The following is a 23,066-nucleotide window of genomic DNA, read 5'->3' as shown; positions in this document are numbered from 1 at the left end:
AAAAAAAGACTAGGTACATTACCTAGCCTTAATAGTTATCCTACTTGGTCTACTTGACCTTTAATCCAACTAAAATTATCCCTAACCCACTTCCAAAAGTTATTTACTTCTACTTGGTTAAAGTCAATTCCTGTTGGTAGTGTTGGTGGGATACAAGTATAGTCATAGTCAGTAACTCGATAATCTTCAACCATCTTTGGTATTTGTTCAATTAATATCTTTGCATTACTAATAAATTGTCTGTATGCTAACCTATTAACTTCACTGTAATTAGTAGCGTCTAATTTAAAGTTTAATGGTTCTAAAAAGCTGTTATCTGAATTATTCCATTCGGTAATGAAGTTGTTCACTACTACATAGTTGTTTCTATTTGTAGGATAAAAGCTATTAATGTCCCCGTCCCAAAGATTAATGATTGATAAATCAGTTGTTGGTTTATCAGGTTTATTAGGTGTAGTAGGTTTATTATCACTTGGAGGAGTTACTGGAGTATTAGGTGTACTTGGTGTACTATCTTCTAATTTTAAATCTCCTATATATAATGGTGTGTAGTGTCTCATCGTAACATCAGCATTACATCTTTCCATATTCGTCCATGTAACTAAATCATCACTTTCTGCCCTATATACATCTCTATCACTTTCTGATTGTCCTTTATTCCACGGGTCAGAGTACAAATAATACTTACCATTTACAACAAGCATTTCAGGAGCTTCATTCCACGTAAACCCTGTACTATTAGTTAAACTCATGATATTAGTTTCAACTTCATCATAAGGACCAAGTACATTACTTGATTTGAACAAATGTAATTCCTGAGTTGGTGTACTTGTTTTTGAACACCATAAGTAATAATAACCGTTGATATAGTTAATATTAGGGTCGATATAACCTCCATTAGCATTAAGAGTAATATCATGTCTTACAGCGTCTATCTGGTATCTTTCAGGGTAGAATCTTGAAGCATATAATTTAAACTCTGAATAATCTACATCAGTTTCACTACCACAATAAATGAACCACCAATTACCACTATTATCCTGATAGAACTCACTAGCCCAAAGGTTTTTAAGTCCCATATTAGGACAATTAACTTGAGTAAATGTTTCAAAATCTTTTGTATGATTAACATAAGTACCTGTACAAGTCCAAAACTCTCCATTAATGTATGCAATATCAGTATCTCTCCAACCAAAGTTATATGCTTTTAAATCAGTCCAATTTACACCGTCATTACTTGCTACTAAATGACTGTATACAGGTTGAGGAAAGCCTACTGCATGGAATGGCATTCCTACATACTTATAATTTTTAATATCTGTAATTAAACTCATTTCTCATACCTCCTTTAAATTAAGTAACTAAAGTTCCCAGTTGCTTGATTGTTTAATTCTGTTACTGATTCATTTTGTAGGCTGTAAATACTCTTAATATCGAATGTACTAGAGATTGTGTAATTAATAATGTAGTTAGTTCCACTCTCATTAATCACTAGCGAACCATTAATCGTATTATTAGGAACAAAGCCATTAGGAACATTAAATGAAGTTTTATTAGCTACTATATCAGTAAAGTTACAGTAAACATATACAACCCCTGTATTTAATGTATAGGTAATTGTTCCATTATCAGTAGTTACTGCTTGCGATTGTTGCTTTAAGGCACTGTTAATTTTATTGATTTCATCTTGGTTACTTGCGATTGCTGAACTAATAGTCGTATTGATATTAGTAGTTGTATCTACATGACCTGATAAAGCATTTTGTAAGCTGTTATTGTAGTTAAGAATAGTCTTTGCTGTATTATCTAATTGAGCTTGCGATTGTTGAGTATCAGATAAAGGATATAAAGTAACCTGAGTAACTGTAACTTTAGTTGTTAAGTTTAGTTCAGGAATGATTAAGGTTCTAATTTCTCCTGTATCAATATCTTCATTATTAGCATTAAACTGCACTTGAATAGATAAACTTGGTTCAGGTTGTAATTGAGATAAAGCATATTGTCTCATAGCGTCCGCATTATTAAACCTATTGTCTGATACTGGGTTACCTTCATATAATCCATACTTCTTAATACTCTCGTCATCTTGAACATAGAAAGGATTAAAAGCAGGTTTACTATTTTCATCTCCACTATTATCAGAAATACAGTACAGTTTATTTACCAAGTTTGTACTATCGTAAGTAAGCTGTACTTGGTTTGTATTACCTAGATAAGTAATAACCTTACCTTTATCTTGGTAATAATCATCAGAACTATATACAATTATCTTTTTATTATCAAAGGTAATAATTGCATTACTCCAAGTGCTAGTTATTTTAGATAGCATGTCTTGACCGTTTGCATTCCCTAAATTCTCTATTTGTTGATTATCAAAACTTCCCCTAACTTCCCAAGTATAATCAAAGCTATTTCCATTCAAATAAAAACTAAGAACATCATTAACAGAATAGGTCTTAGTTCCTGTATTAACATTGTGCTGAAATACTCTTTGAACTTCATAGCCAATATGAGTAGCTGTAACTTGAGTTGTATTTAAAGAATTAGCATAAGTTGGTTGAATTTGTTTTATAATGAACTCTTGCCCTCTCCAAAGAATACTGTTTTGAGCTTGAAGTAAACTAAAGGCTACTGATTTATCATCATATGCGTTAAATTGTATCTGCCATGATTGATTAACTGTTTTAGTTACTTGAAAGCTATCAATTAATACACTATTTAAAGGTTCAGCATAATCTTTATTTTTAACAATAATTTTATCTTTCATACTGATACCTCCCTAAGCGATATATACAAATGGAAAGCTAAATACAATATCACTGGTATTAGCTCCTGTTATTTCAAAGTTGTTATCGCCTTTATCTAATTGAATATGTCCAAAATTAGTATCTTTGGAGCATGGAGTACCATTAAGAGAACTTGTAACTCCATTAATCAATAAAGTATCTGAACCATTACCTGATTTGTTATAACTCCAAGTAGAACCATTAGTAGTATTTTTAATGGTAATGTTATCCCCTGTGAACTTAACAGAGATTGAAAGTTTATCATTCTGTAAATAAGGGTTAATATCAATATCACTTGGATTGTATACCGTAAACTTATTAGAATTAGTAAAATGATACTTTAACTGCTTATCGCTAGGGATATTCATACCATAAGACCAGTTATCATTTTCATTAACGTTTACTATTTCATCACTTGGAGCGATTGAATAAGCTAGTCCACTTGGATTATCTAAAGGAACAGTAAATACTGCCCCTGCACTACCTACCTTACTTGGAGCAATACTAAATGGCAAAGCACGGCAATAATAGACCCTGTTGGGGGATGTATTACATCTTATTCTAATAACTTCCTTTGTCATAAAAAATCTATATATGTCATGCTTTGCTAAGTCTAAATCTTTCCAATCTTTAAAACGTACTAAAAACTTTAGATTAATTGTAGTTTTATCAAATTGTCCTGTTGTATAAATACTCCCATTAACTCCTGCCATGTTTTGATATGTATTACTAAAAGCAGGTGTTGTATCTAATTCAACAAAATGTAAGTCTGGAGTAATTGTATTAATATCAATTTCATCTTGGTTTCCTATCTTTACTTTTAACCAATAATCATTAAGCATATTTGAAACCTCCTTATTAATTTTCTAAACTTATAACGGAATAAAAAAAGAGAGTAGAATGTTTCTACTCTCCTATAACATTTAGATTGATTGATAGTTATTAATGGTTTGGTCTCGATACATTTGTTGATATAAACCATTTGTATTAATACCATTACTTGACTTAGCAAAACCATTACTGTTAGTAGTGATTAATTGACTAAGTAAACCAATCATCGTATCTAATTTCTGTTCAAGACTACCATTATTTGTATTAATAGTCGTGTTAATTCCGGCTTGTCTGTTAAGTTTATTTACTGTTTGTGTAAGTAAACTTAATGCTCTACCTTGTTTTTCAGATGATAAAGGGATAACAACTTCAGGCTTGTTATGTTCGGCAATTTGTCCAAAGCTCCACTTATCGACAAATCCACCGTTTTCCCAACCATGTCCATTACCTATGTTACCCCAACCACCTTCTCCACCGTGGTCTAAACAGTAGATAGCAGCCATTAACTGGTCTAAACCTGAATAGATATTATTGTGTCCAGGTCTACTCCATGCTGCGAATGTAGAAGGTACAAATTGAAGAAGTCCTTGAGCAGGTGTCCCTCTAAGGTTATTTATATCTCCAATATTTCCTTGATGAGCATTAGGATTTCCTCCTGATTCAGTAGCAATTTGTCTAAGTAACTTTTGAATCTTCCAGTCAGGTGGGTTGTCTTGTCCTAAGTTCTTAAAGGCTTCAATGATTACTGGTCTCCAACGTGCTACACCTGCGCCTCCAGGGTTATTAGCTGAACCATAACTAACTCCATTACCGCCTGTACTTTCCATTGATTTCTTGAAGTCCTCTGCCATTTTCTTTAACCATTTTTCGGCTTGCTTAGCAAAGAAAGTAGGAGCATGAGTAACTAAGGTACTTGCAAACTTAATAGCTGTATTAACATGGAGATATTTCTTTAATACTTTTTCCATGAACTTAATCGGGTGTGCAATAATATCTCCTATATCTTCCATAATATCTTTACCTTTATCAAAGATTTTTTCAAAGATATTTTTATCCTTTGTTCCGTCTTTGAAGTGAGGAATATTCATCATATTAGCAAGGGCTTTACTGTTTTCCCCATCTAAGATTTGTGTTCCCTCTGGTAAGTAGGTAATGAGGTCTCTTTGCTTAGGAAATGCTCCAACACGTCCATCAGGAGTAGCAAACATTTCACGATAGTTAGAAGTTCCACTATCATTAACCATTGCCATTGTGCCACCAACAGTACCACCTTTTGCAAAGTGTACTAATGGAATCTTAAAGCCTTTCCACTTTGAAGCACCAAACTTATCAAGTACCCAGTTTACACCATCTTTTACTCCATCAAGCATTGAGTTAATTGGTTTAATAACATTGTTTACCATATCTGAAACATTGCTACCAACACTCTTTACAGCTGACTTTATACCATTAATAATGTTGCTCCAAAGTTTATCCCAAGCATTTTTAATTTTATCTAATGCTCCACCTGTCATATTGTTAAGGTTGTTGTACATATCAGAGAACATTGACTTAGCATTTGATACAAGGTCTGAAATCCTTGATTTAACATTATCCTTCATAGAGTTAAAGCGGTCAGTAACTCTATCTCTTAATGAACTAGCTTTATCTGTAAGAGAGCCTTTCATATCCTCAAACTTAGATTTACAGCTTTCTTTCATATCTTCAAACTTGGATTTAGCTTGGTTTTTAAGTTCATTGAATTTAGATACAACTTTACTCTTTAAATCAGAGGCTTTAGATTTGATTGAAGATACCATATCACCAAACTTATCTCCTAAGTGTGAGCAAGCGTCTTTAAAGTCATTAAACTTAGATTTAACATTACTTACCATATCTTTAACAGCTTTAACAACTGTTCTAAGTACATCACATAGCTTATTGAACTTCTTACATATATCTACAACTAAATCAACAATAAATCTAATGGCTACTCCAAGTACACTACCCAAAACATTAGAAATAACCTTTACAATAGGAGCTAAGTTATCTAAAGTCTTTTTGAATGTACCTGTATTCTTAGATAATTTATCAAAGCTATCCTTGACTGCATTAATAATAGGTTTTAATCCCGATAAAGCAGACTCTCCTACCTTTTTCATTGAATTAAACAAAGGAGTTAATTTTTTAATTGTTGGTGCTAAACCTGCAATGGCTTTTCCTGCTGTATCTCCAAAACTCTTAAAGTGAGAAGATAGCTTGTTAATATTCCCACCAATGCTATTACCTGTTAAGTTCTTTGATAATTGGTCGAAACCTCCAATAACAGAGGTAAGGGCTGCAACACTTCTATTTTTAAGGTTTGCCATTGCTGTACCAATTCCATCGGTAGCTTGCTTTGCTTGTTCATGGAAACCATTAGCCCCTTTATCCAATTCTTGGAATTTTTGGTTAAGCTGGTCCATTGTAATTTCACCTGATTGTAACTTTTTGTACAATTCTTGAGTTGAACCTGAGGCAATACCAAAGCTCTTAGCTACCTTTTGGAGTGAGGCGGGCATAGTTTCCTGTAATGTTTTCCAACTTTGCAAGTCTACCTTACCCGAACTCAACATCTGTGTGTATTGTTGTAATCCACGGCTTGCATCTTCTGAACTAGCATGACTAGCAAGGAAAGCATCATTTAATGCTAAGGCACTCTTAGCAGCGTCATTAGCGTTCTTACTCATAGGTAATAGCTTTTCACTTGCTTGTGCTACATCTTGTAATGAAGTAGGTAATCCATCTACACCCTGTTTCAAGGTTGCCATTGCTTTCTTACTATCGTCTGCACTAGCTCCCATTGACTGTAATACCTTAGGGAAATTATTTAATGTATCGTAACGTTCAAAACTAGCATTAAGATTATCCCCTACTGCATTTAGTCCTGCCATTGCAATATTAGCTATTCCTGCTCCAATAGCACTACCCTTAATAGCACTGGTAAAGGTCTTAATTCCAGAAGTAGCTTTTTCCGTTTTAGCTTTGATTTCAGTTGTTACAGATTTAGGTATTTTATGGTAACTTTCGCTAAGTTCACTTGTTTTAGTCTTAGCTTTAGCCATACTTGTAGCTGTTTGATTCAATCTGGTTTCTTGTTTAGTTAAATCTGAATTAACGCTACTAATAGCCAATTTAAGGTTATTCATCTTTTGCTTTTGTTCCGAATAAGCATCACTAGCTTTCCCTGAACTTTGAGCAATACTATTTAATTCTGTTTGAGCCTTTTTATATGAAGAATTAAGGTCATTTAACTTTGTTTTTAATTGACCTAATTCATTCTCTTGTATTTCATATTGTTGTTTGAGGTTTGAATAAGCGTTTTTAGATTGCTTAATTTCCTCTTGGTTAGCTTGCCATTCTTTACCTTCTGCTCTAAGGCGTTCTACAAGGCTTTGAGATAATCTTTGTTGTTCAGAATAAGATTGTCTTAATTTAGCTAAACCTGAATCATAATACTGTAATGATTTTTGAGCTTTATTAATCTGGTCGTCATAACGTCCAATAGTTGTAATTGTTTTATTGATTTGAGTTTGGTATTTTTGGTATTCAGTTGAGCTTTCGCCTAACCTATCTTTTACATCATTTTGTGCTTGCTTTAAAAGTTTTAATTTTTCATAATATCCATTTTGAGTTTCTGTAAGTCTTGAGATTTTTGTCTGTAAAGCATTAACATTATCTCCAGTTGACTTAAACTCTTGTTCTTGTTGTTTAAGTATAGATACGGTACTGTTAATATCATTATTTAACTGACGCATACTCTTACTTGCCTCAGTCGTATCTAACTTAATCTTAGTGCTAAGTACACCAGCAACTTTTTCGCTTGCCATACTCTTGACCTCCTTTAATTGTTTCTGTATCTATAACGATTTGAAAAAAGGAGGATAAAAAAAGAGAACCTATATAGGCTCTCTTTGATTTACATTAAATCTAATAATTTTCTAGGGTCGTCAATTACTTCATCATTAGCAACTTGTTCATCGTCCATTCCTAGAATTTCCATTAACAAATAATAATCTTGATTTTCTACTTGGTCTAAAGTCCAATTAAGATTAGTTATTGCTTGCTTTTCAAATATCAGAAAATCCTCATAAGTCTTTTTCATCTTCATATGCAACATATGAGGACTTGTATTATTTTCTACTTTTTTTTATTATCTTCTTTAATATCTTCTTCCTTGATACCCATTAAACTCATTGCGATTTTGTTGGCTGTATCAAGAAGTTCATCTTGAGATAAATCTTCTAATTCATCTGTTTGTTTATCATTTAACTTGAGTAATGAAGAAACATAATTAATTGCTTCATCAAATGTATCTAACATTGATTCTACTAGTTCTTCATCAGTCTTATTTTCCATGTCTCCATTTTGAGAAAATACTAATTGTAATTTATACGTCTTTCTCATGTTCTTTACTGATTGTTTAATGTCATAAGTTTTCTTTTTAAATGGTAATTTGTTTAAAGTAATCTTCATAATTCGTACCTCCAATTTTTAATTCACTTTTATAACGCAAAGGTAAAAATTTTAGAGTATAAAAAAAGAGAACCAATTAAGGTTCTCTTATAATATGAAGATTACTTATTTAATTACTTGCCTGTTGAACTAGAGCCTGTTGAAGCAGGAACACTAGCCTTAACTGAATCAGTAATTAACGTTTGACCTGGACAAAGTTGGTCAAACAATGCTTTTTGAGAAAAGCCTGAATCTTCATCGCAAGCCACGATATAAGGCATGTCATTTGTACGTTCGCAAGCTAAGCCCTCGAATGATAATTCATCATTTACTCGGTTTGTTTTCTTTGAGGTATTAGTTTGCATATTAGCACCTTTTGAAGTTGCAACTGCCTTACCCATACATGTATAAGCATAATGTTTCATATCAGGCAACGGACTACGGGTGATAATTATACAGTATTGGTTAGTCATTGAATCTACATAACCTACTCCAGATTTTTCACGTCCTAATACTTTATTCTTTACATCGAATGGTAAATTATTAAATGAAACGTCCATTGAGGCTGTTGGCATAGCCTTAATGAAACTTAATTGTTTGTTATTTCCATCAAGTTCTTCACCATTTTTTGAAGTTTGGAAATTTACACTTGAAGTACCAAGCATTTCATCAGTAACTTCAATCATACCAGTCGTAAAACCAGTATTTTCATCAGTTAAAATATTTCCGTTTTCATCTTGAACACCAAGATATACTCTATCAATACCAACTACTGACATTGTACATTCCTCCTATTAATCTGCGTATTTTAATTTTTCTACATAAATTGAATTAAATAATTGACCTGTATCAGGGTCAGAAACAAATCCACCGAATGTATAACATTCATATTGATTGTTTTCAAACAACCTAAATAGGTCTATCTGAAATTGTTCAGTATCAAAATCAATATCCTTCTTTAAAAAGATTTGAAGTTGTAACTGAGTATTTATAGCGTTAAATCTATTGTTTCCCTCTTCATCTGTTTGTACTTGTACTTCCCTAAGTAATGCAATGGTTTTATCAGTTGTTTTAACTGCACTGTCAGGAATCTGGTAAGTATAAACCTTATCAATATGAGGGAATCCTTGTAATAGTTTCTTAGTATCTAAAATTGTACTCATTCATTTCCTCCCCCTTGCTTTCGGTTTATTATCTCTTTTAGCTTTTCTGCATTAGCATTTAAAACTTTATTTTGTACGCTATTATTAGCAAACAGTTTTGAGTAAAAGTTTAAATGATTATTACCAAACTTCTTACCTTTTTTTCTAGGGTAATACTTTGTACCATCGTTCATAAAACGCATGATATAGGCTTTCTCACTATCATAACCTACTACTGAACTACCATTCTTATTACCGTCAATATCGGTATTTTGCATTACAACATGATTTTTTGCATGGTCTGAATTATGGTCTGAAACAGGAGTTACTTTCTTTAGTTCAGATTTAAAAACTTCTGCACCTGCTTTAGTAACTTCTGCTTGTTCGTCAACACTTAACTCAGTAGCCTCTTGCACTTGGTTAATCCAATTCTTTAATTGATTGCTTAAATCTTCATCAGCCATTACCATTACCCTCTTTCTTTGTAAGGGTTAAAAGGTCATAACTGTTATAAGTTTCATTATCAAAACTAATATCAATAATGCGATAATCTACACCATTGATAGTAGCTATAAGATAATCAAACTGTTCAAGGCGTTTATCATGTCTGATAGCAATATTAAAAGAATTTTCATATTGAGTACCTAAGACTGAATACTTTTGATTAAGTGTTTGCTTGACCTTAGCAAAATGTTTCTTAAACTCTTCATGCTTTACAGGTTCTTCAATTCCTGTATAAGGGTTCTCTTGAGTTGTAAGAGTTGAAAAGGTAACAATATCTTTAAATTGATAAGGTTGGAAACGATTTTTAGCTATTTGTTTCATCATTTCCCACCTCGCTATATTTAGCCTGTAAAGGAGCAATGTATGAAAGGAAACCGAATGAATATCCATTAGCTAACTCTCTATCATAATATGTTTGAGTAACTAGAGTTCTTAAAGCCATGATAAATTGATTATCTGCCTTTAGGTCGTCATAAGTTAAACTCTGATTAATACCATTAATGATTGTTGCAATACTACCATCAACAATAGCTGTTAATTCTTGTAGTGTTTCAGGGTCATCATCTAAGTGTAAGTAAGTTAGCATTGAATTAATAAACTCATCTTTTTCCATTTATTGCACCTCCTCTATTAACCGCCCCTATATAATAGGTACTGTTATCTTTCGTTAGGCGATATTGTTTTAAAACTTATAAGGTTAAATGTTGAACTTAACCTTAGAATGCGTTTCTCAGCACTAATTATTTACCTGTACTAGATACTGCTTTAGCTTGTGAGTAAGTTACAAAGTAACCTGCCTTGTCATCAGCCTTTTCTACGTCCATTCGTACGTATACACCTAATACATTTTCAAAGAATTGATTTTCAGTCCAATTTACCGATACATCATCTTTGTATGCTTCTAATACAAAGCCTTTAAGTGAACCTACAAACATCTTTGTGTCGCCTTCTGAACCAAGAATCGTATCAGGAACAACAATCAATTCATGACCGAATAATGTTTTACCTGTTGCTGTTGTAATATCATCGTGTAATAAGTAACGTCCTTCTGCGTCCTTCATCGTGTCAATAACGTTGAACATTGAAGCTGTAACAACAAACTTAACATCTTCACCATAAGGAATTAAATCATTTGATAAAGCCTTAATATCATCTAATGAAGTTGCTGACTTAGCTGTTGCTGTTTGCAATACAGCACCGATAGCCTTTTGAGCTGTTTGCTTGCGAACTTCTTGAACATAGTCAGATAAAACAGCTGTAATATCTGGGTAGTCAGAAATCATTTCCTTTGAAATTGGTAATGAGCCACGATATGTAGCCAAATCATAAGTTACTTTGTTAATTGTTGCATTAGCAATTTCTGGGTTTTCAGCTAATTCTGCTGCTGTTGCCAATACTGCTGTTGCCTTTTGCAAAATAGGCAATTTACCAGCTGGAGCTGTTACTTGAACCTTGTTTACATAACCTTCCAATTGTGAAGGGTCATTAGGTTGCTTTTGCATTGATAATACTTCTGACGGGATAACTGCTTGACCATCTGGAGTTTCCTTGAATCCGTCTGTTAATGCACGTGTTTCACCCTTCAAAAATGCTTCAAAGTTGCGAACTTCTTCTGACTTCTTGTTTTCGTCTTTTTCTTTAAGAATTTGAGTCATATCTTTCTTACCTCCAATTTTTTCTGAACCTTTTTCATCTTTTTTAGGTTCTTTAATTTTTTCATTTTCTATAACGTCTTTACCTAAATTTTCTTTTTCAGGAACTTCTTCCTTTTCCTTAGCTTTCTTTTCTCGCTTTTCTTCTTTAGGCTTTTCATCTTCTTTAGGTTCTTCTACCTTTTCTTCTTTTGGTTTATCTGAACCTTTTACTTCTTTAGCTTGTTCAATCAATTCTTTAACTGATTGAATAGCTTTCATTAAATCATCTGTATTAACATTAATCTTAGCCTTTACTTCTTTTTCAGCTTTAGGTTCGTCTTTCTTTTCAGCCTTTGGTTCTTCAACAGGCTTTTCTTCCTTTTTGATTTCTTTTTCTTTATCAGCCATTTTTCGTACCTCCTTAACGTTTTCTAAATGCCTCACAACAGAGGCAGAAGTTTGAGTATATGCAGGAACAGGTGTTAATGATAATTCTGGGATATTTTCAATTTTGGTAACGATATGTAATGGTGTTCCATCATCAGTAAAATCCCAATCATCTCCACCTTTCGCAATATTAAATCCGAATGAGCAACCCTTAACATTACCTGATTTAATGTCATTGTAAACATCATTAGCAAGGGTTGAATCGTTTAAAGTTGCTTGGAAATATACTCCATCTTCTTTAACGTTAATTGTTAAATTCTTTGCGTCTACTCTTGCTAGAATGTTTGGAAATTCATGGTCATATAAAAGTAAGGTCTTACTCCAGTCAATACCCTCAACCGCTTCTGGTTTTATAATTTCATAGAATCCCATGTATTCTGATTGTTGATTAAATACAATCGCTTTACCTTCAATCACATGTTCATTATCATTGTTCTTTGTTGCTCTGATATGATTATCAATCGTACGAATGTCAGCTTTTTCTTTTACTTCTGGCAATATTTCTCACCTCCATTTAATTAATCGTATCTATAACGCAATACAAAAAATTTTAGGATAAAAAAAGAGCTACCATTTTTGGTAACTCTTATTAATTACTGTTCTACTACTTTTTCTGTTGTATCTGTGTTTTGTAGTCCAGTATCAGCAACTACCTTATCCATTCCTAAAGCCTTATAGTTAGCTAAAATTGTTTGAGCTTGTTCTGGACTAATAGCTTTTGCATTTGATAAATCTACAACATTCTTAATAAGGGCTTGGTTATCTGTATCTATTGCATCTAGGATATTAACCTTAACATCAAGAATATTGTTATAAGATAATTTCTTACTTAGTTCTTGTTCAATAGGTTTAATGTAAGTATTTAAGCAAGAAATGTATTGAGAACGTATCATATCAATACTTGACTGTTCATCTGCATTTAATCCAACATATGAAGCAGGAATACCAAAAGCTACTGCAACTTGATTTGAAGTATAAGTATTATTCTTTAAGAAGTTAGCAACGTCTGAATTAATTTGAACTGTCTTTAAATCAGCGCTTTGGTCTAATACAACAGTTGAACCCGTACGCATACTATTTTCAAATGCTTGTTTTAAGTTCTTCTTATGTTCGCTATCTAAAATACCTTTTTCAACCTTTAATATGTTTGTAGGACTAATAGCATTCTGTAAGGTATTCAATGTTAATCTATTTGAGTTATCTTGAATAGCTACCTCATTAACAAGGCTTTCTAATGGAGAACGTCCTGTATAAAGGCTATCTTCATATCCTGTACTCATTAATTTAAAATGCAAAACATCTTTACTTTCTAAGGTCTTGTTTGGTCGTCCATCTGAATAACTAAAGGTATATACAATATCTAAGTCATCAGTTAATAACATTTGTACATTAGCACTAGGTACTAATTCTAATTCATCTGGTACTAATGAGCCATCTCTGTGAATAGTAACAAAAGCATTTCCTGTAAGTAGCATGCTTGCTAATACTGATTGAAAGAAACCGAACTTGGTTTGTCGCTTGTTTGGATTTTCAATTACTTTGTGGAATGGCTTTTGAATATCTATACTTGCTGAGGCTATATCTGAACTAATTCTATTAACCACTCCATAAATGTCTGAGTGTTTAAGTGCTTCTTCTGCTGATACGGTCAGATTATTAGAAATAATCTTCCCTCCAGTTACGATAAACGGGGCTGTATTATTTAATTGTAATGAGCGTTTGTCTTTTTGGTTAAATTGAAATGGGTTGTACATTAGTTACCATCTCCTTCTACTTTAATTGGAATAATCATTAAACCAATAACAATAAGAGCAACACCTAAAATAAATGTCCCTAATATTGGATTAATTAAATATGAGCCAACGATGAATGAAATAAGCCCTAATGCAATTAATGTAAATGGTAAAAAGTTAATAAATAATAGTAAGGCTTTATTTTTGATTTTAAAATTCATGCTGTTTCCCTCCTTATTAAATTTCAGTTCTATAACGCATAAATTAGAATGTATAATCTTCTCCAAAAATGTCATTTATTTGTTTATTCGTCATACTTTCAAATGGGTGTGATTTTTGCTTTTCTACTTCTTCTATGTTGTCAAAGTGTAATCTTGCACGATAATAAGCATCAATAATAGCATCGGCACAATCAATTTTTCTTGTTGCTCTGTTCTTATCTATCTTTACAAGTCCCTCTTTTTGATACAGGATTGCATTACTTAAAGCCGTTTTAATAATTCCATCGTCAAGGAATGTTATTTTTCCTTCTGTAATGTCTCTTTGGAAATCTTTGGTAGTGTCATTAAGGTAAGTTACTGTTTGCTTTAGTGGTATTAACCTATAAGGCGTATTACTCTCAATTAATTTGATTAACTTATCACTTCTCCAGTTATCGTAACAAATAGATTGAACGTCTAACTCATTTTCATCTATATAGTTAAGTAACCATTCAAATACTTCATCATAATTGATATAGCCGAACCTATTTTGAGCAATATCACAAAAACCCTCTTGTTCTAATGTCCTATAAGGGATATTATCTTGTTTTTCCTTTAGGTCTATTCTTCCTTGACTTCTTGCTGTTGGAATCCATGAATGCTGTTCTATATAGAATTTATTTTGTCCTCTATCTTGATAAGGATAAATAAAGGCTATACTTGTATCATCACTAAAGTTACTCAAGTCCATTCCGATATATACCTGTTTACCCTTAATATCTATTGGCTTTGTATCTACAACACTATTTTCAATATCTTTGAGTTCAAGGTAGTTGTCTACATGATGATTAAGCCAACAATTAAGGTTCTTGTTTTGGAACTCAAATAGTTTTCCTTCTGCCTCTTTGGTATCTCTCTCTTTTTGAAGATTATCAAAGAGCTTTTCTCCTACCTTAGGTAAAGTTAATAATGGGTTACTTTTATACCAAGTATTAGGTTCAAATGTTTCCTTTTCAAGGTTATCTTGAGTGTAATTAACCATTAAAATATTATCTAATTTTCTTTCGTTATCCTTATTCAATGTATCTCTCATCATGTTTTCTTGCTTATGGTAGAAAGAATTTGGGTCAGGATAACTTGTAGAAATTAAGACCATTTGAGCATCTGTTTGTCCTTGCCCTGAACTTAATTTACCAATACCCTCATCAATTAATGCACTTCGGGTATCATCAGCCACCTCATCAGCGATAACTAAACTAGGGTGTAAACTATCAAATCTCTTACTTTCAAAGCTCATTTTTAATACTTTATTTTGTGATAGTTTACTTATAATCTGGTCTGCCTGTACTTCAATTTGATTATCTTTAAAAATATCATCAAAGGCTTCATACTCTCTAAGTCTATTGGCTTGTAATTGTAAGTATGAATAACCTTTAGTCGCTTGAGTATTGTTAGGAGCAACTAATACTATTTCTTGACCTGTTTTATCAATACTATTAACTAGATATTCAAAAAGAATTAAAATAGCACATAAAGCTGTTTTCCCATTGGTTCTAGCAACACTAAAAATAACCTTGTTGAAACGCTTAGAATCATCTTTTTTATTTTTCCAAGCTGTAATCATACACATTAGGCTCTTTTGCCAATCCATTAATTTAAGTGGGTTACCTGTACTAATATCAATTAATAAACCGCTAAACTTAACAATCGCTTTAGCCATTCTTAAATCATAATAATAAGGGAAGTTTTCTGGTTCTTCTTCAACTCGTCTTAAATCCTGTAAATGTCTAAAAGCCATTAGTTTAATGTCATTACATGTAATAATTTGATTTTCTAATACTTGAACACAATAGTTTAACGCTGGGTCATTTTTATATTTATCAAAAATATCATTATAACAACCATTTTTCTTTTCAATTTGATATTCCTTTAATACATCTGATTTGTTTAAATTAATTGCTCTCATTCTTCATCATCTCCAAAGAGTAAATCTTTTACTGATTGCTTTTTGGTTGGTTCTTCTGATTTAACCTTTTCAAGTATGCTTGCTCTTGCTACTGGAGATAAACCTAACTTATTAGATAAACTTTCAATTTTAGTTGTTGCATTGGTTAGGGTCTGTACTGCTGTATTTTGCTTAAACCCTTGAAAATCCTTGCTCAACACTTCTCCAGTAGTAGGACTTACAACTGTTTTAAATATCTTTGTTTGTATTCCATTTTCCTTAATGCTTTCAAAAGCCTCTCGATATAATTGAATGTTCATGCAAAGTAAAACTAAAATATCTTTATCTGGAGCTTTAACAAACTTCATTTTTTCAAGTTCAGGCATTAATCTGCTCCAAGCATAACCTGCTATTGTTCCTCTAAGTTCTTTAGGTGGTGTTTTGGTAATATCTGATAGTTCCTTACTATTTTCAATTAAATTTTCTGTTCGTTCCCTTTGTTCTTTTCTATCCTTGCTATTTGTTGTTAATTTTGGTGGTCGTGCCATTGTCCTACACCCTTTCTTTTTAAAAATATTGATTTAATAACGTTTATAATCTGTCTAAGTTGCACACCTTTATAACTATTTATCCTTAATTTTGAGCAAAATAAAAAAGCCTCAAAAGCTCTGAATGGCTTTATATAGGCTTTTATATAAGAAAGGAGTGATTTATTATGGTTTTTGTGAGCCCCTTAACACTTTTAAACGGTTTTTACTATATAAAACGTAAGCGAGTTCCCGTTTAGGCGTGCTTTTACCCTAACACTATATGGGGCGGGGCATTTTTTAATAGACACTATATATAGTGTGTATTAAACTTTTTTCTTTTTCTATTTTTATAACGTAATCGAAAAAATGTTTTTTTATCTTTTCACAATGTTATAACGTAATTATTAAAAAAGACATGAAACTTAATTCATGTCTTTGGTGGTATGAAACGTTTAATAAAATTAATTAAAGCTATAAATAAATAAATCATATTATAATAAATAATGTTACGCATTTATAATTAAACCTAATGAAAGTTATCTAGACTTCAAGTCTAGGTGTGCTAGTATCATTATCTTATATCTTATTCTTTTATTTGTTCGTGCGTGCTTGCTATCGCTCGCACTTACTCTAGTTATTACTCTTGTTATGTTCTTTAATCTTATCTTTTATTTATTGGTTAGTGTTCCTTGTTTATAATACATTGTATATAGCTTATTATCTATCTTTACTTGTATTAGTGTTGTTGTTATCTTATCTAATAATACTTTACATTGATACATATTAATCTCTCCACTCATATACTTCCTTATCATTACTGTATATAACTACTCTTATATCCTTATCATTGGTATCTATATCTTTATCATTGAGTAAGTATTGATTGTACTTTATATCATTATCAATTCTTATTAACTTATTCTCTATCCTATTTAATCTATGGTTGATATGATTAGTAACTATACTGATTAAGATTAATATGGTTATTAGTATTCCTATTAATGCTATTGTTATACTCATTACTTCTTTATCCTTTCTTTAATGTATTTAATCCAATTCTCTTTACTTATATGTTTTATTTTGTTTATGCCATTAGGACTATTGATTATCTGTTCTTCAATATCAGTCTTTACTTTATGACACCTATAACATAGAGTCCATAAGTTATTCTCATCAAGTTCCTTACTCTTATCAATACGTCTTGGTACAATATGGTCTATTATCTTCCTGTTATTGATTGGTTCTCCACATACTGAACAAGTATAGTTATCTCTGTTGATTATGTAATTCCTTGTTTGTTTCCATTGCTTGGATTGATAAAAGGTATTAGCCTCTTTGTTCCTATTATGTTGGTTATATAGTTTCATTTTCTTATAGCTTTTTTCTTTTCTTTCTTGTTCTTTCTTTTGTTCTTGTTCTAACTTGTGTTTCGGACAATATCTTTCTGGAAATTGAACTAACTCATTGCATGTTGGATTTTTACATTCTCTATACTTAGCCATTGTTATTACCTCCTATATACAATTAAAAGCCCTAACTTAGTAGGACTAATAATCTTTGTTATTTCAATTTGTTTTCAAGTTCTTCTTTTTTCATTCTCAAATATTCAATCATATAACCTTTTTCTTCTTGATATTCAATCTGTTCCCAATGATTTAATAATGCTACTTGATGAGTTATATAATGGCTCTTTCCTTCACCACATGTTCCAATTAAATCTTCAAATAGCTTTTTATGCTTATCAATAAGTTCAGCTTGTTTTCCTTGAATTTCAAATAAGGTTTTTCCATTATCTTCTACACTAAGAAAAGTATTGATGAAACTAAGTAACTTCTTATCTTTATTACTTAACTCACGATTTAATACTTTATCGAAATCTTTTCTGTGCTTATTACTATAATCACTGATTTGTTTTAACATAATACTTTCATTTACAGTTTTCGCAAATTTGAAATCTTTACCATTTAATATGGCTTCTATGTATGCTTTTTGAGTTTTAGCTCTTGGAAATAATAACCATAGATTAGCTAATACTAAGTCTTTTTGTCGTTCTAAGGGACTTTTTTCTTCTTTTTTTGGTTCTTCTACATTTTCATTTACGGTATATGTAGGAACATAGTTGAATTTAAGACTTTCAATCGTTTCATGCTTTTGGTCTTTTTCTTTCTGGTGGTTACGCAAAATATCTTGGCGACTGTATGTCAATTTATAGAGTAGATATTTACGGTTCTTAACACCATTTTTAGGGTCATATTCTGCTGTATTATTCCATATCTTTTTGAACTGATTTAAGGTCATCTTCTTTAACTTGTCATTACAGAAATAATGTAACAGATCTTGTTCAGCGTCTTTAAGGGAACTATAATTTAGTTCGTTGTATAATCTATGGCTTTGAGTTTTGAAATTTCGTTCATTTTTTACTGCCATTAACATTTCCATATCAAGCATTACCATTAATCATCACTTCCTTTCTTTTCTTTAACCTTTTGAATAATGTAGCTAACTATCGAAACAACTAGAGCAACCCCAAAAGGAGCTATTGCAACTCCTACTGTTGTTTTGATAATTCCTAATAACATTCCTGAAATTGTGAATACTGAACAACCTACTAACACGCCAATTGATTGATTTATTAATTTATCCATATCTAATCACTCCTATTAATTTTTATAAGTTTTCAATTTCTTTTTTAAGTCTGTTTATTTGCCTTTCACAGCCCTTTTTTAATCGTTCATAAATGGCTTTTTCTTCTTCTAAACGCTGTTTCTTTGGCTTTTTCTTCTCTTCTTCATCAAGTTCCCTAAAAATTTCTTCTTCATCAAACATATTGAACACTCCTATCATTTATAATTTAAGATTTCTTTTTATTTTCTATTGATTTGTTACTTTTAAAAGTCTATAATGTTATCTGTTAGATATTAACCATTTTTGTTCCTTTTTCAAAAAAATTAAAAGAAGTTGCTTTTTCTTGTTCTTCATCAGTCAAAAAGCGGAACTTATATCCCTTATAATGTTTCCATGTACCTTCAATTACTTTGTTGCATGCTGAAATAAGTAAGTTTAGGTCTTTCGCTAAGGTTGTTTTGTTTTTATACAAAGTATTGTTGCTTTCGCAATAAATGTAATTACTATTCTTATTGCTGAACATCTGCTTGCCTAAAGAAGGGTTATTAATAAATCTTTCCCTTAAATTGTCTGCTCTGCTGATACATGCTAAATTAGATAACCTGTTATCTTCCTTATTATGGTTAATATGGTGAATAACAAAATCCTCAGGAATACTTCCAACAAATAAACGATACAATAAATTATTAATCGTTGTAGTTGTTCCTTGATAATTGATTGTCATGTAGCCCCAAGCATTCATATGTCCTTTAGTTGTTTTTCCTGTCGTAAGGTTATATGTATATCCTTTGGAGCTTAACAATGTATATTTTCCGATTTGTTTAAAGTATTCTTGGTGGCTCTTTGCCTCTTCTTGAGTTAAGTATTGGTTATCTTTTAGAACGGTAAATAAGTTTCCTTGTTTATCCTTTACTATTTTGTTTCTATCCCAAAAGTTCATTATCATAACATATAAGTCTGTTGCATTTGCTTTCTTTAATTCTTTTACATTTTCCATAATTATCACTCCTATTATAATTTAAGATTGTTTTTTGCCTTACATTAATAGTATAGAATTTCTTTTTACTATTTTTATTTTCTAATTATCTTATAATAATTGAATTATTTAACTCTTCTCTATTAGTATAATATTTTTTATTTGAACAACCCAATAGTGCAATAACTTTTAACCTTTCCATTATTGGATAACCTAATATCGAATAACAGCTTATCTTTAATTGACCTCAGTACCTTTTCAATCGTTTCAATATTTGTATTAAAGTCTTTTGCTATTTTCTCAACTGTTGTTGAATACCAAAGACCACTCTTTTTATGTTTACTCTTCAAGTAAGCTATTATTGCTTTTTCCTGTTTGTTAGGCTTTGCATTAAAATCAAACATATCCATTACCTCCCTGAGTATTTAAGCTAAAAAAATAGCCCTAAAATATTGAACTCAATCAATATTTGAGGCTTTTTTACTATTTAAAATGGAATGTCGTCCATATCAATATCATTAGTTTCTGGTTCATCATCATTAGGAACATACGTATTAATTTTTTTCTTGCTGTCATCCAATAATTTAGTTATTTCAGGGAATTGGCACTTTGTCAAATCATCAAAATAGCGCCTAAATTCCTTCTTTGCATTGTAGAATAACTCATCTTGATTATCAACTTTATTATTTTTCAATTCTTCATTTTCATTTTTTAATTTTTGATTTTCAGCGTGTAATTCATTTATTTTATTAGCCATTTCTTTTACTTGTTTTTCCAAGTCAGAAACCTTTTGTTTATCAGTCTTATTTAGCGAACGCTTTAGGGTTTGCGTGTCAGCGTATATATCAGTTGTCTTATTCGTTGCTACAACGTTATTTAATATCATTGAACCTTTAAAAGAAATCGTAAATGTTCCAATCTTATTAGATTTACTTGAACTTATAGAAACTGAATTAATAATTGTTTCATATTTAGCTTTAAAAATGCTATCAATTTTTTCGATTGCTTCAACAATCTTCCTTTTAGCCTCACTTCTGTTTGATTTGATTGTTGAAGCTAATCCTAAGACTTCTGCTAAGTTATCTAAGTTATAATTAATCAATCCCAATCCTGACTGTCTGCACATTAGAAGATATAATATCTTTTCTACTTTAGTTGTTAATGCAACCAACGTATTTAGGTTAACAGTGGTAAATTCTCCATTTTCAAAGAACTTTCCAATTTCTTTTTCCTTAACATTTTCCAAACGATAATTTAATTGAATTTCAGTTTTTTTCAAATCTGGGTCAAGATAATAAGTATAGATATCAAATGGTAACTCTATTTCACTTTGTAAGTTAGCTAAATTATCAATTAAATTAATACGTCCCTTATAATTAATGTCTTTTTTTAGCTGAGCTTGCTTAAGAATTGCTTTTGCATTAATATTATCTTTTTTTGAGATTAATTGAACTTTTGCAATCTCAGAATTGAGTTCCCCATTGAGTGCTACTAGCATGTTGATTTGGAATGGCTTTAAATCCTTTGCTAAATCAATAATATTGTTATGTACTTTTACTTTTGTTAAATCTTTAATCATAATAATCAACCCTTTCTTTTTTTCTTACATTATTAAATATAGAATTTCTTTTTTCACTCACATTATTATTATAGAATTTCTATCTCATCATCATATTTTTATTATACAATACTATTAAACGAATGTCAAACTTTTACTTTCAGTTAATAAATGAATGTAATTATTTTACTTTCAGTTAATAAAATTAAGGGTTACTTTCGTTTAGCTAAAATATTACTTTCAGTTAGTTAAATTCTTACTTCCAGTTATTTTTTTATTACTTTCGTTTATAAAAATTCTTACTTTTTACAAAAAAACCATGTATATTTTATTATACTAAAATTAACTCTGTCCTTTGTATATCAAGCGTTTCATCAATCATGTAACATATTAACAGTTATTAACAGTATTTAACAATTATTAACAGTTTTTAACTAATGGGGATAAGAATAAATATTTTTATTGGAAGAATAGATTAAATAAAAAAAGAGTATACGGCTTTTTGGAAAGCCTAGCAAAACACTACCTTAGCAGGTAGCGAGCAACTAATGTACTTCGCTACGCTTGTACAATTAGTTTAATAAATTCTCTGAATATTTTGGTAGTTGTACAAAGTAGAGTAAGGATAAAGATAAGGATGAAGGTAGTTCTTCAATTAAAGAAAGAGGTAATAATAGTATGGTGTATCAACTAAGGATAAAGATAGATATTCTATTGTAGGTGTTTCAAAAAAATAAAGAGTAAAGATAAAGTATGGAGATTCAAAAATAATAAAGAATAAGGATTTGTACAAAGATAGAGAAAGGATAAAGATAGGTGTTTCAATTAGAGTAAGGATAATAATAGTATGGTGTGTCAAAAATATATAGATAGAAAGTTGCTATCTAGCAAGTACAATTATTCAGATAGAAATAAAAAGAGTGTGCCGCCTCACTTGCCCCTGTCGCTTTGTCTTTTAATTTCCTATGCACTTTAAACTAATCTAGGTATAATTACCCTAAAACAATAAAAAACGTTTAAAATAGCTTATATGAGCTTTTAAAAGTATATACTAATTTGTTTACTTACTAGGACACTCTAATAATAAGCTCTAAAATCGTTTTAAATACGTCTAAGATAGTTTCCTATGCGTTTTAAACTAATCTAGGTATAAATACCTTAGAATTATAAAAAACGCTTAAAATAGCTTATATAGTGTTTTAAAAATATATGCTCTTTAATTTACCATAAAGGATAAGATAATAATGAGTCCTATAATACCCTTATAAGGCTGTATAATCGTTTCCTATTAGTTTTAGCAATAATTACATATAAATACCTTAAAGAAGATAAAAAGCTATTAAAAACTAAAACATAAAAATAATGTATAACATGTTAGGAATTATATGTATTACATGTATTACTTCTATGTATTACATGTTAGGTATAATAAAAAGTAACTTTTATAAATATGTAATACATGTTAGGTATAGTAAAAAGTAAGAATATTACTTTTAATTAGGGTAATTCTTGTACGCTTTAGGTAATTTTTGTTACACATTATTGCCTATTCTTGTTACACATTATGTAATACATGTATTACTTTCATGTATTACTTGTTAGGGATTCTATGTATTACATGTAATACATTCTATGGTTATTTACCTGTACATTTACTCTTTATTACCTATTCCTGTACACTT

General features: G+C 30.8%; 23 protein-coding genes. All 23 read right to left on the bottom strand.

What is annotated here, in order from left to right; genetic code table 11:
* Window positions 1-35: 35 nt before the first annotated feature.
* Complete coding sequence (locus tag FC33_RS07635; protein WP_057828000.1) at window positions 36-1,334, bottom strand: glycoside hydrolase family protein; 1,299 nt, start codon at window positions 1,332-1,334, stop codon at window positions 36-38.
* 14 nt (window positions 1,335-1,348) lie between these two features.
* Window positions 1,349-2,767, bottom strand: a complete 1,419-nt coding sequence (locus FC33_RS07630) for a prophage endopeptidase tail family protein (protein ID WP_057827999.1) — start codon at window positions 2,765-2,767, stop codon at window positions 1,349-1,351.
* A gap of 12 nt (window positions 2,768-2,779) precedes the next feature.
* Entirely contained in the window at window positions 2,780-3,628 is an 849-nt protein-coding gene (locus tag FC33_RS07625; RefSeq protein WP_057827998.1) for a phage tail domain-containing protein, read from the bottom strand.
* An 81-nt stretch (window positions 3,629-3,709) separates the two neighbouring features.
* Complete coding sequence (locus FC33_RS07620; protein WP_057827997.1) at window positions 3,710-7,465, bottom strand: tape measure protein; 3,756 nt, start codon at window positions 7,463-7,465, stop codon at window positions 3,710-3,712.
* Window positions 7,466-7,554: 89 nt separating this feature from the next.
* Window positions 7,555-7,746 (bottom strand): hypothetical protein, encoded by a 192-nt coding sequence (locus FC33_RS07615; protein ID WP_162257626.1) that lies wholly within the window; start codon window positions 7,744-7,746, stop codon window positions 7,555-7,557.
* A gap of 29 nt (window positions 7,747-7,775) precedes the next feature.
* Window positions 7,776-8,111 (bottom strand): phage tail tube assembly chaperone, encoded by a 336-nt coding sequence (locus FC33_RS07610; RefSeq protein WP_057827995.1) that lies wholly within the window; start codon window positions 8,109-8,111, stop codon window positions 7,776-7,778.
* 113 nt (window positions 8,112-8,224) lie between these two features.
* Window positions 8,225-8,869, bottom strand: a complete 645-nt coding sequence (locus tag FC33_RS07605; protein WP_057827994.1) for a phage tail protein — start codon at window positions 8,867-8,869, stop codon at window positions 8,225-8,227.
* Window positions 8,870-8,884: 15 nt separating this feature from the next.
* Window positions 8,885-9,253: a DUF806 family protein gene (locus tag FC33_RS07600; protein ID WP_057827993.1), complete on the bottom strand. Its 369-nt coding sequence runs from the start codon at window positions 9,251-9,253 to the stop codon at window positions 8,885-8,887.
* Window positions 9,250-9,696 carry an HK97 gp10 family phage protein gene (locus FC33_RS07595; RefSeq protein WP_057827992.1) on the bottom strand — a complete coding sequence of 149 codons (447 nt, stop codon included), beginning with the start codon at window positions 9,694-9,696 and terminating at the stop codon, window positions 9,250-9,252. Before FC33_RS07595 ends, FC33_RS07600 begins: the two co-directional genes overlap by 4 nt.
* On the bottom strand, window positions 9,689-10,057 hold the full coding sequence (locus FC33_RS07590; protein ID WP_057827991.1) for a phage head closure protein: 369 nt from the start codon (window positions 10,055-10,057) through the stop codon (window positions 9,689-9,691). The genes FC33_RS07595 and FC33_RS07590 overlap by 8 nt, the downstream gene beginning before the upstream one ends.
* Entirely contained in the window at window positions 10,041-10,349 is a 309-nt protein-coding gene (locus FC33_RS08345; RefSeq protein ID WP_057827990.1) for a hypothetical protein, read from the bottom strand. The genes FC33_RS07590 and FC33_RS08345 overlap by 17 nt, the downstream gene beginning before the upstream one ends.
* 127 nt (window positions 10,350-10,476) lie before the next feature.
* On the bottom strand, window positions 10,477-12,315 hold the full coding sequence (locus FC33_RS07580; RefSeq protein WP_057827989.1) for a phage major capsid protein: 1,839 nt from the start codon (window positions 12,313-12,315) through the stop codon (window positions 10,477-10,479).
* 95 nt (window positions 12,316-12,410) lie between these two features.
* Complete coding sequence (locus FC33_RS07575) at window positions 12,411-13,571, bottom strand: phage portal protein (RefSeq protein WP_057827988.1); 1,161 nt, start codon at window positions 13,569-13,571, stop codon at window positions 12,411-12,413.
* Window positions 13,571-13,771, bottom strand: coding sequence for a hypothetical protein (locus FC33_RS07570; protein WP_057827987.1), 201 nt, complete (start codon window positions 13,769-13,771; stop codon window positions 13,571-13,573). Before FC33_RS07570 ends, FC33_RS07575 begins: the two co-directional genes overlap by 1 nt.
* 43 nt (window positions 13,772-13,814) lie before the next feature.
* Window positions 13,815-15,716 carry a terminase TerL endonuclease subunit gene (locus FC33_RS07565; RefSeq protein ID WP_057827986.1) on the bottom strand — a complete coding sequence of 634 codons (1,902 nt, stop codon included), beginning with the start codon at window positions 15,714-15,716 and terminating at the stop codon, window positions 13,815-13,817.
* Window positions 15,713-16,243 carry a phage terminase small subunit P27 family gene (locus FC33_RS07560; RefSeq protein WP_057827985.1) on the bottom strand — a complete coding sequence of 177 codons (531 nt, stop codon included), beginning with the start codon at window positions 16,241-16,243 and terminating at the stop codon, window positions 15,713-15,715. Before FC33_RS07560 ends, FC33_RS07565 begins: the two co-directional genes overlap by 4 nt.
* A 1,001-nt stretch (window positions 16,244-17,244) precedes the next feature.
* Window positions 17,245-17,727: an HNH endonuclease gene (locus tag FC33_RS07550; protein WP_057827983.1), complete on the bottom strand. Its 483-nt coding sequence runs from the start codon at window positions 17,725-17,727 to the stop codon at window positions 17,245-17,247.
* 58 nt (window positions 17,728-17,785) lie between these two features.
* On the bottom strand, window positions 17,786-18,679 hold the full coding sequence (locus FC33_RS07545; protein WP_057827982.1) for a hypothetical protein: 894 nt from the start codon (window positions 18,677-18,679) through the stop codon (window positions 17,786-17,788).
* A complete protein-coding gene (locus FC33_RS07540) occupies window positions 18,679-18,870 on the bottom strand; it encodes a hypothetical protein (RefSeq protein WP_057827981.1) in 192 nt (63 codons plus the stop codon). Before FC33_RS07540 ends, FC33_RS07545 begins: the two co-directional genes overlap by 1 nt.
* Before the next feature lie 22 nt (window positions 18,871-18,892).
* Window positions 18,893-19,051 carry a hypothetical protein gene (locus FC33_RS08340; protein ID WP_155519401.1) on the bottom strand — a complete coding sequence of 53 codons (159 nt, stop codon included), beginning with the start codon at window positions 19,049-19,051 and terminating at the stop codon, window positions 18,893-18,895.
* Window positions 19,052-19,136: 85 nt separating this feature from the next.
* Window positions 19,137-19,847, bottom strand: a complete 711-nt coding sequence (locus FC33_RS07535; protein ID WP_057827980.1) for an HNH endonuclease signature motif containing protein — start codon at window positions 19,845-19,847, stop codon at window positions 19,137-19,139.
* 137 nt (window positions 19,848-19,984) lie between these two features.
* On the bottom strand, window positions 19,985-20,230 hold the full coding sequence (locus FC33_RS07530) for a hypothetical protein (RefSeq protein ID WP_057827979.1): 246 nt from the start codon (window positions 20,228-20,230) through the stop codon (window positions 19,985-19,987).
* 83 nt (window positions 20,231-20,313) lie between these two features.
* Window positions 20,314-21,405 carry a hypothetical protein gene (locus FC33_RS07525; RefSeq protein WP_057827978.1) on the bottom strand — a complete coding sequence of 364 codons (1,092 nt, stop codon included), beginning with the start codon at window positions 21,403-21,405 and terminating at the stop codon, window positions 20,314-20,316.
* Between the last annotated feature and the right edge of the window lie 1,661 nt (window positions 21,406-23,066).

This window comes from Ligilactobacillus aviarius subsp. aviarius DSM 20655, from assembly GCF_001436315.1.
GTDB lineage: Bacteria > Bacillota > Bacilli > Lactobacillales > Lactobacillaceae > Ligilactobacillus > Ligilactobacillus aviarius.
This window is presented reverse-complemented; position numbering and strand designations above follow the sequence as displayed.